This window comes from Weissella tructae, from assembly GCF_000732905.1.
Classification (GTDB): Bacteria; Bacillota; Bacilli; order Lactobacillales; family Lactobacillaceae; genus Weissella; species Weissella tructae.
The window spans coordinates 661,414-675,674 of record NZ_CP007588.1; the positions used below are offsets into that span (position 1 = coordinate 661,414).

At 39.1% G+C, this 14,261-nt stretch carries 13 protein-coding genes; 2 read left to right on the forward strand and 11 right to left on the reverse strand.

Annotation, left to right across the window (positions count from 1 at the left end; genetic code table 11):
• Window positions 1–10: 10 nt before the first annotated feature.
• The 8 genes from ade to WS08_RS03260 all read right to left on the reverse strand — a co-directional run bounded on the left by ade (window position 11) and on the right by WS08_RS03260 (window position 10,660).
• On the reverse strand, window positions 11–1,666 hold the full coding sequence (gene ade / locus WS08_RS03225) for an adenine deaminase (RefSeq protein ID WP_009765320.1): 1,656 nt from the start codon (window positions 1,664–1,666) through the stop codon (window positions 11–13).
• A gap of 173 nt (window positions 1,667–1,839) precedes the next feature.
• Window positions 1,840–3,783 carry an LPXTG cell wall anchor domain-containing protein gene (locus WS08_RS03230; protein ID WP_038528242.1) on the reverse strand — a complete coding sequence of 648 codons (1,944 nt, stop codon included), beginning with the start codon at window positions 3,781–3,783 and terminating at the stop codon, window positions 1,840–1,842.
• Between the two features lie 402 nt (window positions 3,784–4,185).
• Window positions 4,186–5,985: a glycerophosphoryl diester phosphodiesterase membrane domain-containing protein gene (locus WS08_RS03235; protein WP_009765317.1), complete on the reverse strand. Its 1,800-nt coding sequence runs from the start codon at window positions 5,983–5,985 to the stop codon at window positions 4,186–4,188.
• A 101-nt stretch (window positions 5,986–6,086) separates the two neighbouring features.
• The gene (locus tag WS08_RS03240) at window positions 6,087–6,266 is read right to left on the reverse strand and encodes a hypothetical protein (RefSeq protein WP_038528245.1); all 180 of its coding nucleotides are present in this window, start codon (window positions 6,264–6,266) and stop codon (window positions 6,087–6,089) included.
• 156 nt (window positions 6,267–6,422) lie between these two features.
• Window positions 6,423–7,289: a CHAP domain-containing protein gene (locus WS08_RS03245; RefSeq protein ID WP_009765316.1), complete on the reverse strand. Its 867-nt coding sequence runs from the start codon at window positions 7,287–7,289 to the stop codon at window positions 6,423–6,425.
• Between the two features lie 333 nt (window positions 7,290–7,622).
• Window positions 7,623–8,447 carry a Cof-type HAD-IIB family hydrolase gene (locus WS08_RS03250; RefSeq protein WP_009765315.1) on the reverse strand — a complete coding sequence of 275 codons (825 nt, stop codon included), beginning with the start codon at window positions 8,445–8,447 and terminating at the stop codon, window positions 7,623–7,625.
• Between the two features lie 129 nt (window positions 8,448–8,576).
• The gene (locus tag WS08_RS03255) at window positions 8,577–9,671 is read right to left on the reverse strand and encodes a GGDEF domain-containing protein (protein WP_038536182.1); all 1,095 of its coding nucleotides are present in this window, start codon (window positions 9,669–9,671) and stop codon (window positions 8,577–8,579) included.
• 77 nt (window positions 9,672–9,748) lie between these two features.
• Window positions 9,749–10,660 carry an ADP-ribosylglycohydrolase family protein gene (locus WS08_RS03260; RefSeq protein WP_009765312.1) on the reverse strand — a complete coding sequence of 304 codons (912 nt, stop codon included), beginning with the start codon at window positions 10,658–10,660 and terminating at the stop codon, window positions 9,749–9,751.
• A gap of 122 nt (window positions 10,661–10,782) precedes the next feature.
• Between WS08_RS03260 and WS08_RS03265 the strand changes: the two genes are divergently transcribed.
• On the forward strand, window positions 10,783–11,202 hold the full coding sequence (locus WS08_RS03265; RefSeq protein ID WP_009765311.1) for a DUF2507 domain-containing protein: 420 nt from the start codon (window positions 10,783–10,785) through the stop codon (window positions 11,200–11,202).
• A gap of 62 nt (window positions 11,203–11,264) precedes the next feature.
• Here the strand turns inward: WS08_RS03265 and trmB are convergent, their stop codons facing one another.
• The 3 genes from trmB to WS08_RS03280 are packed head-to-tail and all read right to left on the reverse strand — an operon-like array spanning window position 11,265 to window position 13,703.
• Entirely contained in the window at window positions 11,265–11,939 is a 675-nt protein-coding gene (gene trmB / locus WS08_RS03270; protein ID WP_009765310.1) for a tRNA (guanosine(46)-N7)-methyltransferase TrmB, read from the reverse strand.
• Window positions 11,940–11,943: 4 nt separating this feature from the next.
• On the reverse strand, window positions 11,944–13,020 hold the full coding sequence (locus WS08_RS03275) for an ABC transporter permease (protein WP_038566651.1): 1,077 nt from the start codon (window positions 13,018–13,020) through the stop codon (window positions 11,944–11,946).
• On the reverse strand, window positions 13,020–13,703 hold the full coding sequence (locus tag WS08_RS03280; protein ID WP_009765308.1) for an ABC transporter ATP-binding protein: 684 nt from the start codon (window positions 13,701–13,703) through the stop codon (window positions 13,020–13,022). Before WS08_RS03280 ends, WS08_RS03275 begins: the two co-directional genes overlap by 1 nt.
• A gap of 127 nt (window positions 13,704–13,830) precedes the next feature.
• On the opposite strand from WS08_RS03280, the gene WS08_RS03285 reads away from it, so the two are divergent.
• On the forward strand, window positions 13,831–14,259 hold the full coding sequence (locus tag WS08_RS03285) for an HIT family protein (RefSeq protein WP_009765307.1): 429 nt from the start codon (window positions 13,831–13,833) through the stop codon (window positions 14,257–14,259).
• The last annotated feature ends 2 nt before the right edge of the window (window positions 14,260–14,261 follow it).

The window sequence follows — 14,261 nt, forward strand, 5'->3', positions numbered from 1 at the left end:
ACTCACTCTATTATTGCGCGTCGTTTAATTGAATAAACGCAAACTTTTCAAAATCAAAGAGACCTTGATCCGTAATCTTTAATGACGGAATAACGGGTAATGCCATAAATGACAACGTGATAAATGGATCAAATGTCACTGAACTAATCTCTTTAAAGGCAGCTTGTAACGTCTGATATTGTTCAGCCACTACTTCATACGGTTCATCTGACATTAGACCACCGATTGCCAAAGGTACGGCAACAACTGTCTCTGCATCAATGGCCACAACTAAACCACCATTCATTTCACGAAGTGTTTCAGCCACTTTCAACATCGCTGCATCATCCACACCAGCAATAATCACATTGTGTGAATCATGCGCAACTGTTGCCCCAATGGCTCCTTGCTTAAGATCTAAGCCACTAATAATACCCGTGGTTGCGCCTAAATCATGATAACGTTCCGCAACCATAATTTTTTGAAATTCTTGATTAGGCATAAACATCCCATTATCCGTTGGAACAGATACATATTGATGGCTTGTTGTAATATGATTTGGTTCAATACCAATGACATGAACTTTGTCACTTGTAATTGGGACATCTAGATTTTGCTCAGTCAAAGTAAAGTTCAAAGGTGTACTTAATGGTTGAACGTCATTGGTTTTATTCACGCTATTATCGTTAATCCATTCCCCTGAAATCATGGTTTGTGCAACCGAAAAGTCTTCTTTATCGTTAAAGACAATCACGTCAGCCGCATAGCCATCATTCAAAGCACCAACATTTTGTAGTCCTTCAGCTTGGGCTGCATTGTAACTAGCCATTGTTAGGACAATTTCTAACGGTAGTCCTTCAGCTAAAGCAATCGCTACACTTTCGTCAATTGATCCACGCGCAACAATGTCGCTAACTGTTTTATCATCCGTTGAAAAACTAAAGCGATGTTGATTTTGTGGTGTTACCGCTGGCAATAACGCACGTTCATCTTGTTCAACAGTCCCTTGGCGAATCAAAATGTGCATACCGGCCGCTAATCGGTCTTCTGCTTCAGCAACTGACGTCGCTTCATGATCAGATGTAATACCCGCTTGGCGATAAATCGCTAATTGTTCACGCGTCAAACCAGAACCATGTCCATCAATACGCTTGTTTAGGGCTTGTGCGTCGGCAATTTTTTGCATCATGTCCGATTCTTTCGCCGCTACCGCAGGAAAATCCATCACCTCAGCCAAGCCATTTACACGAGCATGCGCATAAAACTCTTTTAGATCAGCGGCTTTTAAGGTCGCCCCTGCATGTTCAAAATCAACCGCTGGCACTGATGAAGGTAACATGAAGTAAAAGTTGGTTAAGCTAGCTTCTGCATCCGCCAACATAAATGAGATACCATCTTTACCAGCGACACTGGCTAATTCATGAGGATCTGCAATTCCCGTTGTGATGCCATGTGAGGCCAACAAACGACCTAATTCAGCGGGGCGTAACAAGCTACTTTCAATATGCAAATGCGCATCAATTAATCCCGGCGCAATGTAAGCACCTTTGGCATCATATGTCTCTGTTGCTTGCAAGACATCACTACGCCCACGGAACGCAATCTGCTTTCCGTCAATCCAAAGTTCTGTTTCTTCAAACGTTTGTGTGAATACATCCAATACGCGTGCATTAATAATGTGTAGCATGAATGGTTACCTTCCATTATCTAAAATATAGTTATGATTAGAATTGTTAATTAGTATAGCGAACTCTTTGCGGAGTGTCATCTAAAATATAAAAGAAAAAGGAGATAAAAGCCGATGCTTCTATCTCCCTTTTTATGAGTATTTGTACTGGTTTAATCAATAAACAAGAAAGTTTACTTACGACGACGTACAACCATTGCCCCGGCAAAAACCATACCTAGCAATCCAAGAACTGTTACAGCAACATTGTTTTCTGATCCAGTATTTGGTAGTTGTTCTGCCTTAACATCAACATTCTTTTCAACAGACTTAGGCGCAACAACCTTTGTTGTTTCCTTCTTTGGCGCAACCGGCTTAGGTGCTACCGTTGTGTTTGTTGTAGTAGTTGTTGTCTTCTTAACAGCTGGCTTAGTTGTTGTCTTTGGTGTCTTCTTTTCAGCACCATTTGGCTTAATTGGTGTTACTTCTTCTTCGGGCACAATTTCTTCTTCGGGCACAACGTTAATTTCTGGTTGTGATCCACGAATACCATCTTCAAGTTGGTTTTCTTCTGTGCTTTCGTTACCATTTTCTGGTGTGATTGGGTCAATAGTGTCAATCTTACCTTCATCGATAACTTCTTCTTCAGGTGTCACGTGAATTTCTTCTTGTGATCCATTAATGCCATCTTCTAGCTTTTCGTTTTCACCTTCGTTACCATTTTCTGGTTCGATTGGTGCGATTTCATCAACGTTTTCTTCTGGAATAATTTCTTCTTCAGGTGCCACGTGAATTTCTTCTTGTGATCCATTGATGCCATCTTCTAACTTTTCGTTTTCACCTTCGCTACCGTTATCTGGTTCGATTGGTGCGATTTCATCAACGTTTTCTTCTGGAATAACTTCTTCTTCAGGTGTCACGTGAATTTCTTCTTGTGAGCCATTGATGCCGTCTTCTAGCTTTTCGTTTTCACCTTCGCTACCATTTTCTGGTTCGATTGGTGCGATTTCATCAGTGTTTTCTTCTGGTGTAACTTCTTCTTCAGGCAACACGTGAATTTCTTCTTTTGAACCATGAATGCTATCTTCTAGCTTATCACTTTCACCTTCGTTACCATTTTCTGGTTCGATTGGTGCGATTTCGTCAGTGTTTTCTTCTGGCATTGGGTCGACTGTTTCTTCAGTTCCCTTGTTTAGATCATCGTCACCTTCGATCTTACCAGACATCAACACATTGTTAACGCTAACCTTGTTTGAGATAGAGTTTGGACGGTTGTTCTTCACTTGGTAGTTAGTCGTGAAAGTGTTGTCCAACTTAATCATCTTCTTTCCAGCTTCAGTCAGACGTGTTTGGTAGTGAATCCCAATTGTGTGTTCACTAACATATGCTTCTGGCAAAGTTACAGTGAACTTCTTACCATCCATCTTAACTTCTGGTGCAGTCATGTTGTTGTTTCCATCAAGACGGAAAGATGATGGCACATATTCATGACCAGGTCCCAATTCATCAGTCACAACAACATTACCAGTCATTTGGTAACGTGGTGATGCGTTGACAACAATATACCAGTTAATCAATGTTGGATCATTTTCACTAACGAATCCACCCTTGTATGAAAAATCAGGTGCGGGTTCTTCACCAGGTCCACGCTTATCGTGTCCCTTAACCTTTACATTGGGTACCTTTTGAATGTTTGTTCCTAGGTCCAATGTCACATTCTTAGATGTTCCAGCTTCAAGCTTATCTGTTGCCTTAATACTGAATGACAACATTCCCTTGATGTTCTTCTTAACAGTTGTCTTGTCTGTGAAAGTTACAATAGCACGACCTTCTTCAACTCGAACTGTCGCATAGTCTTCCAACAACATTTCATTCTTGTAACCCTTTAGTTCGCTGGGCAATTCAAAAATCATTTCATCGCCGGGCTTGAATTCATGACCATTCTTTTCACTAAAACGGATTGTGATTTCTGCATTATCTCCAGCTGAAATTTCTGTCTTTGAAATTGAAATTTCATCCACAAAAAGATTTGAATTAATTTGACTCGCTTGTACGCCTGTGTTGATAAACAATGTAACCACAAAACTTACAAGAGCCATTGCCAACCAAAGTGGGCGATATGTTGTAAATGCCTTCATATAAAACTTCTCCTTAAAATATGTATTTCATTAAGTATCACCACATTCATGTGACATACAAATAATAATCAATGTCCTATACATAATGAATAACAGATATAAAAATAACGTATTTTAAAACATCCGTCTAGTTAGAAAAATTCAATTACTTTAAAAAAACAACATTATTTGTTATGAAACCAGTCATATCAACGATTACAGGCGGCTAAATAAATTTAATTTAAAATTACATTGAATTGTTTTAAATTCAACACTCTCCATACGTACTTCTATAATATAAGTCAATACACCACCTTTTAAGCGATTTTATCATACAAAACACTTACTAAAAATACAAACAAAAAAGACTACCCCTGCATAAATAGGGATAGTCTTATTCTAATAACCTGCTATCTAACAACCTTAAGAGGCTGTACCGCTAGATAAACTCGGCATGCTAATTACATAGTGTTGAATACGTTGTGCATATGATGGGTTTTCTTGATCAGATTTAATTTCATCTTGCAAGACGCTTAATTCGTCAGTAATAACACCATCAACATTGTATGACATCATACGACGCATTGTGTCTGTATCATTAATCGTCCAAGCATATACTTCACGACCTCCAGCATGTGCCTTTGACGTGAATCGGTTATTCAATGTTGTTTCTTCCATTGTATATGCATCTGCATCAGTATGTGGATAGACAAAATTGTAAGGTAAAATGTACGACACATACAGCTTAGGTGCCTTTTGCTTCAAAACGGCCACCACATTATAGTCTAATGATTGCACCTCATGGCCGTCTTTCAACAGCTCATCTTGGTACTTATCTAAAAAGTTATCCATCATATCTGGTGAATCCTTTTTAGATGTTTTGATTTCAACAAGCAGCTTTTGATCCGCATTATTTGCGGCGGCTAAATATTCATCAAAACTTGGTAATGGTGCTTTAAATCCATTTTCTTCCACCGTCATACGTGACAATTCTTGTAACGTATAATCTTGTGGCGCCCCATCGACCCCAGTTAAATTCTTCATATTCGGATCGTGCATGACTACAAATTGACCATCTTTAGTTTCTTGAATGTCCATTTCAACATAATCTGGCTTCAATGCACTGGTCTTCACCAATGCTGGAATTGTGTTTTGCGCCCCATTAGGTGTTTCAACCCCATCAACTCCACGATGAGAAATCGTCTTTGGTACCGTTTGTCCAATACCAAGTAGATAAACAACATTAAATGATACGATCATAACAGCGGCTAATGTAATCACCATTGTAGATGCCGTCTTCATCCAACGCTTCGCACGCCAAGATACTGCTGGTTCACTTTCTTCCATATAAGGAACAATCGCGTCATTAGATAGTAGCAATGTTAACAGCACCATTGATGTCCAGGCACTAAAGAACAAATTCAAAACTTGAATTAATGATAGGCTAATCACCCCACCAAAGAGCGCAATTGGCGTGGCTAATTCATCAATCAATGTTTGACTCATAAAAATTAGCCCAAACGTGATCACTCTAGGAATCGCTGTTAAAGCACCCAATGACCATAGTTGAATGGTGAAACGCCAAAACTTGCGATGTGTAATTGCCATACTCGTTTTAACGGCAACTTTTGCGCTTTTCTTCCCTAAAATAACAAGTGGTAAGATAAAGATCCAGCGAATAGCAATATATCCAACTAGGAACCCTAGGACAACTAACAAGACACCCAGCCAGATGTTTTGTACTAAGAAATCAACAATAAACGTTGGAATAACAACTTTCCCTAATAATTGACTACCAAAAACTTCTTGTCCGGCTTGGACAATCACCATAAAGTAACCCAATAGGAATAAAGCTGAACGCCAACTAATAATTTGTAGCGCTTGCCAACTCTCTTTCAAAAGTTGCTTTAAATTGAAACGCCCTTGTGCAATTTGACGCATTCCTAATAATAGGTAGGCAAATTGTAGAAAGACGGTCAAAATTAAAATAATAAACAAGATTAACAATAACAGCGTCGCTAATGGTTTTTGAATCAAAACCGTTAGATTTGTATATGAGATATATGGAATATCTTGCATACGTAAAATCCATGATGCTGCGGCATTAAAAAATGCGACCGCTAATTGTAAAATAACATTCAAGCTGATAAACAAGAGCATATAACTTAGCCAATTGCGCGCAAATGCTTTGGTACTCTGTTTAAAATGTTTTAAAATCCCCATATTTCCCTCACTCTCATAATTCATTACCTATTTCAATGACATGCATATTACTCTAGTATACAGCAAAAAAGGCAACCCACTAAGGGCTGCCTTTAATTTTGTTACTTTGTTAAACTATCAATTTCCTTTTCAAGTTCCTTAAGGCGACTTGTTAGGTTTTTTTGACGTTCTTCAAAATCTAAACGACGACTGTCACTTGCATAAGTCGCAACTAACTTTCGTTGTACACGTGAGCGATGACGCTTCAACATTTGAACCTTAAACCAATTGTTTAAAGACATACGTATACCTCCCATTTTTAAAACTTATAATCAATAATTCTTGATTACTCAGTTGATAATTTCAATAAAATTAAAAACCATTTGTATATTTATATTATATCACATTTTTAGCAAAAAAGCATCTGAATGTCAACAGATGCTTTTTAATATTTAAAATTAAAAGTGAATAATTCCCGCAACGTCGTTGTTTACCCAAACAGTACGTTCGTTGTAAGGCTTTCCCGCGAAGTTTCCTTCAGCCATTTGGAATGATCCATCGTTGTTAACAGCTGTAATGTATCCAACGTGACCGTATCCAGCATACCAACCTTGTGCCTTAAATGAGACAACAGAACCAACACGCGGTGTCATTGATACTGAAATTCCACGAGCTTGTGCGTTACGTGCCCATGCTTCACCATTTCCAAGGAATTGGAATTGTGCTGGGTTAATACCACGGTCAGCCAAAATTTGCGCAATGAATCCAGTACATTGTAGTGCTGGGTAGCTGTAACCACCGTTGTAGTATCCGTTAATTCCTGATTGACGAACGTTAACGTTGTTTACGTTTTGCCCTTGTGAACCGTTGTTATTATTGTTGTTGTTTTCTGAAGGCTTTGAAGTTGGCTTTCCAACTGATCCACTCAAAGCTGACTTCTTAAACCAAACTGGTTCTCCATCCATCGTCAAACTCAAGTTTTCACCTTGGTTGTAACGTACTTGGTAGTTCTTGTTTGAGAAAGTGTAGTAAGAACCCTTCTTCAAAGTTTGGTTAGCATGACGCTTTCCATTTGCATCCGTAACAGTCAATGGATCAACTGGAATCCAGTTGTTGTAATCAACCGTTGGAATGGCAATTGGGTTTGTGACAACGTACCACTTACCCATGTATTGAACTAGATTGTCAACCTTGTATACGCCTTCAACATTCATTGTTGTTGAATTAGCAGAGGCTTGTTCAGTTGTTCCCATTGTAGCAAGTGTTGTTGCTCCAACCATCGTAGCCAATACTGCAGCTGTCTTTTGTCCCTTAGTAGTAATCATCGCGAATCCCCTCATATGTCTATCTCTTAATATGTCTTTAACTATACCTAATCTTCTTTACATTTCCTTAACAATTATTAATCTTTATGACGACAATTTAGATTGTCTTAAGTTTATGTAGGAAACCTGACATTCACAACCAAAACAGGACATCCCAGACAAAACAACGGCAATACCAATGCAACAGGGATACATAAGTAACATATACCAATTCACTTATGTTTTTCCACTAACTTTTGTATATTACACAATTGTTACAAACGCTTTAAAAAGTGTGTTATCTACATTAAAAAAGACATTAATCAGCGATTAATGTCTTAATAAAATCTTTAGTTATTTAATATTTAGTCGTTCAATTATCGTATCCAACACACCATCGTGATTGTTGTCATTGACAGCTAATTCAAATTCCTCGATCAATCGTTTTTCTCCATTCGGCATCGCGATTGGTACACCGACATGTTTTAGCATTTCATAATCGTTCATACCATCACCAAAAGCCATTACTTCTTCTGGCTTAACATCAAATGCATCTAGTAGATAAGTCATCCCTGTCGCCTTATTCACATTCGCTGGAATAACGTCCACTGATCCATAACCCGATGTTGTGGCATATAAGCGATCACTGTATTGATCGTTAAACAAAGCCATCAATCCTTCTGCTTCCTCCGGCAAACAATCAAAACTTATTTTATGGATTTTGTCTTCAGACATATGCGCTAGCTCTTGAATAAACTTTAAAGTTGGTACGTAGAACTCTAGGAAGTGAAAACGTTCCCCTACCCCTCTAAAATCTTCATGCATGTAACTCCCCTTTTCACCGGTATAGACGAGTCCAGCACGCCAAGTAACATCGGCCTTTAATAAGGTTTCAGTAATAAGAACCACATCTGACATACTTAGTGTGGCATCTCGATATTGCTTTTGATCAGCGTCAATAACCACCCCACCGTTATTAATCACATAATCATATCGACCATAAAAGTCTGCAAATACACGATCAACCACGCGCTTATCATTTCCTGTTGCAATGACAAAGCGTAATCCATTTTCTTCAAAGTGCGTTAACACACGATCAAACTTTTCGCCATTAATGTGTTTTTCGTCATCAAAAAAGGTTCCGTCCAAGTCTGTCGCCACCATTTTAATATCTACCATATACGCGCCCTCCTAATTGTAAGCGTTTTCTCAATATCATTATACTATACTTGCTTAAACATAAATTTACCTAATTGTGAAAAAAGAAAAACAGCAATGACATTGCGTCACTGCTGCTTCATTTATACTTTATATGTCTTGCTCAAACGCAATCCCATTTTTATTATTACGTTTAACGGTATACAAGGTGGCATCCGCCCCTTTAAATGTCTCAATTAAATTACCATGATGATAGCGACTAGCACTCACACCACAAGAAATTGTAACGTCTAATTGAAATTCTTCATGACCAAGTTGACTGATTTGCTTTCGCACAGCGTCAAAATGGTATCGAATATTGTCTTCGTTCATTTTGTCATCATGTTCCAACCACATCGCAACAACAATCTCATCGCCACCAAAACGGTAAGTTTCATATTTTGTAATCGTATCCTGGACATTTAATCGCTTCTGAATAGACCCAACGACCATCTTCAGTACTCGATTTCCCGTTACATGGCCATTTTCATCATTAATCTCTTTAAAGTGATCAATATCAAAAACCAAAATAATAATATTGTCATTATCATGTGGCTGATGAACTAATTCACTAAATGCACGATAATTTTGTAATTCAGTCAGTTCATCTGTGTAGATGGCTTCCTGCTGAAATAACTTGTTACGCTCGCTATATGATGACAGGTAAGTCAGATAGACACCAAACACAGCGTAAACCAAAATAATCTGAATAACATTGGGACTATAAATACGATACGGCAAGAAAACAAATGATTCACTCATCTCTACTATAATAAACGCAATCGTCAAAAATAGTATCTTCCACTTTATTGGTTCAATTTTACGACTTAACCATGAAATGATGTCAATCATTATCCACAGAATAACGACCAATAACGTTATGTCAGTTAAAGGCCAGTCCCGGAAATCCCATAATGAGTATCCCAAAATAATCGGGGTCATAAATCCAATCATATTGCTCGTGTCCCGATCCATTGAAACTAATGACACCATCACTGGCATATAAATGAAGAATAAAAAGCCACTTGAATGAAATGTTAAGATCATGATGATGTAAACAAAACTACTCGCAAAAATTAATTCTAAAACACGCCTGACCCTTTCCGACACAAATCGTTTATTCAATTGTGATAGGAAAAAAATTGACATACTCATACTCAAAACAAAGAACAGTATTAAAATACCGTTCGCAATACTGCTAAACATGACGTTCCCCCGTTATGTACATACACACTTCTTCTCAATACTATGTATGACCAAACATACCCGTTTGGTCGTTACCATTACGATTCTAATTCAAAAACCCCATGACGTTTCGCAATCGTTAAAATGCGCGTCACAAAGCCCATCCCCTTAGCGGTTAATTGCATACTCTCCAGCGGCTCTGCCCCATACATAAGCCCTGTCATTGCACCTAATAGTGGCAACATGCGTTGTGGTGAACCTTGTAGTTCAGATGCCAAATGTAAGGCACTGAATTTATCCCCAGTATTTAATAATACCCACAAGGTTGCTTCCAATGTATCAATAACATCCGCACTTGCCGTAATTTCACTGACCGGTAAGCTCTTAAAGTCCGGTGTATTCAACGTATCAAATGCACTTAGATCCGCTGCAAAAACAGGATGCTTGGCATAATATTCAAACGCTGAATTCATGGCTTCATCAATTGCAATTTCAAGATTTTCGCCACTCAATAATTGGTTAATAATCATGGCGTATAATCCAACCGCAATCAAGGTCCGTGGTGTATTATGTGTGACACCACAAATTTGATGCAAAATTAACATCGCTGGATCTTTTGATACGAAATCAGCGCCATATTCTGCACGCAGATATAGGACCACTGGCGTAATTCGTAATAACGCACCATTCTCCGTGTCAGTTTCTAACAAACTTCCTGAAGAAAATGGATCACGGTGATCCAAATAGTGTTGAATTGCGGTTTCTGTTACACGACCTGGCACTTGCTTTTTACGCAAAGCTGTATAATCGGCGTGTAAATACCAGTAAGTAAATTGATCCATCAATGCTGATAAATTATACCCACGTGATAAACTACTAATCGTCGCTAATGTCAGTGAGCCCGCAGCGCGCCAATCGGCTTGTGCTTGCCCTTCTAATTCTTGAACGAGCAAGTCGGCCTGTAAGACCCCTAATGTAATATTATCTAAGTCGTTACGTGTTGATAACATGCTTGTCCCTCCCGTGTTCTCATTAGAAAATTTTACCATGCTTTTCTGGTTATTGGCAAATGATGGTACTTTCGTTATAATTTTAATTATGTAATCATACAGACAGGAGATAACTGGATAAGATGCCGGATTCATTAAATGCAACATTTCCCCTTGAGGTTCTACGTGACCGATTAATTCCTACTTTGTTTCAAGAAAATCAAGCCGAAATTACTTACTGGGCTGGTAAGAGTTTAGCGCTTACGGAAACATTTGGTAGTGAAACTGAAATCATGGATTTCTTTACAACTGCTGGATTTGGTTATCTAGAAGTTGTTAAGACAGCCACAACTCACTCTGAATGGCGTTTATCTGGTGATATTGTAGATGCTCGCGTACTTAATGCGACTGACGCATCCTTTTCATTAGAAGCAGGTTTCCTAGCCCAAGCACTGGAAACCCTTTTTGATCGCCCGGTTGAAGTAACGAGTGAATTATCACGTAAAAAAGATAGTGTTACGCTACAAGCCTTGATTGGTGAAGCCAATAACGACTTCATCTAAGACCAATAAAAAAACTGACTAACAGCATTGTTAGTCAGTTTTTTTATTATCTTATCTACTAATTACTTAGCAGCCTTCTTGAAGGCCCCTTGGAACTTGTAGATTGGGAAACCACGTTCTGAGAACTTTTGTTCGTATTCAGTTTCAACGTTGTCTACCATCTTATCTTCATCAGCATGCAAGTCCAATGAAATACCATTTGGCAAGAATGTAATACCGTATTGCGCAAATGAGTATAGTGAGTATTCAAACAATCCACGATTGTCTGTCTTGAATTCAAGTTCTCCGCCTTCTGGCAAGATTGCTTCGTAACCTTCAAGGAATGACTTGTAAGTCAAACGACGTGTTTCGTGACGTGACTTTGGCCAAGGATCTGAGAAGTTCAAGAAAACCTTTGCAACTTCACCCTTTTCGAAGTATGTATCAACACCGGCACCATCACCGTAAATAAACTTCAAGTTAGGTAGGTCATCTTCGTCTTCATCTGCCTTACGTGCCGCAACAGCAACAGCAGATTCTTGAATTTCCATTCCGATAAAGTTAGTGTCTGGGTACTTCTTTGCCATACCGACAATGAATTGCCCCTTACCAGTTCCAACTTCGATGTGAATTGGTTGTTCCTTGGCAAATAGGCCAGCCCACTTCCCCTTCATATCTGTTGCTCGCTTTTGTGTGACAACTAGGTCAGCATGGTCATCAATCCATGGACCAGCCCACATTTTCTTTCGTAAACGCACGTGTTTATCTCCTTTTGAACATGTTTTCCGCTTTGCGGTCTGAGTATAAGAATACCAAAGCTAACGCCCATAAGACAAGTATAATTTCTACCATTAGAATCATTTTTACTGGCAAGCCCGCAATTAGACCAATAATTCCCCAGATAACCAGCATGCTACCCAACAAAGGTCCCATTAATTGGTGAAAGGCCTTTTGGCGTTGTTTTACCGTCACCGGAATTAAGTGATCAAACACTCGTTGCCGATAGGCAATCATGATTGGCAATACTTGAATGGTAAATAGATAAATTAAGCCCATCAACAAGCCAATCATCAACCAACCATCTAAGGTACTCACGACCACCATCCCCACGACAATCATCGTGATCCATAATTGGATATAGTCATTGGTACGTAAAAAGGTTGTGACATATAAATTCGTTAACCCATTTTTCGTTTGCCAGTGCTTAATCACCCAATCTGACCATGCATGGCTACGAACATCTGTTTTGTGTTCAGGCACGTCAATAAACCAACTAAACACTTGTAAAATACGTTGGACACGCCTTGTTTCTAATTGTGTTACCTCACGCCAATTCAACAATGGTGTTGTTTGCTTCGCATATTGCGTTGCTTGACGTCCTGTATACAGCATAACGGCGATTGCTAGCGCAACACTACCTATTAATAGCGCCCAAAGTACGCCAGGTAATTGACTAAATTGACGAAGCATCATTGGCAATAAAACAATTAAGACAGCCATTTGAATCACACTTCGGACACAAACACTGTAGATGATTCCCATCTGACGTAAGTCACGTAAGCTCTTTTCATCCCCCATAAAATATAAAGGATCTGCTTCCGCAATAAAGGTCGCCGGTACGCGCCAAAACAGTGCACTGACCAAGACAACACCTGCGACTAAACATTGATTAACGATTGTGATGGGCATCGTTATCAGAAAATTACGATATGCGACTAACCCTGCCCCAAGGATAAATACCAATGCTAAAATCGCATGGTCGTTAAAGACATAGCGCAGATACTTCGCAAAACGACGCCATTGCTGTTGCCAGCGGCGCTTAAATAAGTCTTTGGCCATTAGTGCGCCTCGCGAGGATCAACATATTGATTCATTAATCCTTGAGCAGCAACTTCACCATGTTCGAGATAAACAAATGAGTCGGCCAAATCACTTAACTTCTCAACCATATGGGTGGTCACCAAAATTTTTGCACCTGCGGCCTTCTTTTCTGCCATCAATGCCAAAAGATGATCAACGGCCACAACATCAAGCCCCAAAAATGGTTCGTCAATGATATATAGGTCGGCGTCTAGCATGAAGGCCATCACGATCATAAGCTTTTGGCGCATCCCCTTTGAAAAATGCGTCGGATACCATTTTTCTTTATTCATTAGGCGGAACATGTCCAACAGGCGATTGGCTTTTTCCCAAGCACTTGTTTGATCCAAACCGTACGTATCAATCATTAATTGAATATGTTGTTGTAGCGTTAATTCTGGATAGATGACCGGTTGTTCTGGAATGTACGCAATTTGCTTCTTATAAGCAATCGGATCATCAATTAAGTTCACCCCATTTAATTGAATTTTCCCTGACGTTGGTGCCAATAAACCAATCAGATGATTAATGGTTGTTGATTTTCCGGAACCATTTAATCCAATCAACGCCAATACTTCCCCCGCTTCAATGTTAAATGATACCTGACGCAGTACATTTTGTTGCCCATAGCCACCAGATAGCTGTTCTACTTGTAAGGTCATTTGTCTCCCCTTTTTGTTCTGTATTGAATAGTTCTATTTTACACTAAATCAAATTATCTCGCCTTTTGGTTTTCATCCTCATTTCCTGTATACTTATGTAATATAAAGACAAAGGGAGATGTGTATTATGGCAACAGAAACAGATATTTTTGATTTAATTGTACAAGGCGAAATTCCAAGTTATAAAGTGTATGAGGACGAGGACGTATTGGCCTTTCTAGATTTAAGTCAAGCAACACCTGGTCATACTCTCCTAATTCCCAAGCAACACGTAGCTGACATTTACGGTTATGACGAAGACCTAGCGGCGCGTGTCCTAACAAAGATTCCAGTGGTATCACGTGCCATTCGCGACAGCGACCCCGCTATCATCGGTCTTAATGTCTTGATGAACAACGGTGCCCCTGCTGGACAAAGTGTTTTCCACTCACACGTGCATTTGATTCCGCGTTATGAAAACGATGGGCTAAACTTACCAGCCGATGTAGAACCACATGAAACAACATCTGAAATCTACGCTGCCCGCGCAGCTAATATCGCAAAGCAATTTAATTAAAA